Below are 280 nucleotides of genomic sequence, written 5' to 3' on the forward strand. Positions count from 1 at the left end.
GCGTTGGCCGTAAAACCAAACTGGGTCTTGGTACCAAACTGCGCAGTAACGCCAACTCCCCATGACGACGACGACCGATCACTATGCTGTTCATCCGTGTTTTGAGTAGCGATGAGATTGATATCGTTATCCGCCTTGAGCGCCAGATTGCCCTTGGCATTGATGTCGCTGCCCGCAATGGTGATGTTGCTGTTGGCTCCCTCTCCCTTGGCACCGATGCTCATGTTGCCGCCGGAGGTAGCGGTGGAGCCGCGTTGCGTCACCGTGTTCTGTTCGGTAC

General features: G+C 56.1%; 1 protein-coding gene. It reads right to left on the bottom strand.

The annotated features are described in order from the left end of the window. A partial coding sequence (locus HWE01_RS22680; RefSeq protein ID WP_241822963.1) for a hemagglutinin repeat-containing protein occupies window positions 1-224 on the bottom strand: 224 nt, incomplete at its 3' end. Window positions 225-280 lie beyond the last annotated feature (56 nt).

This window comes from Herbaspirillum sp. C7C8, from assembly GCF_022627875.1.
GTDB lineage: Bacteria > Pseudomonadota > Gammaproteobacteria > Burkholderiales > Burkholderiaceae_D > Herbaspirillum.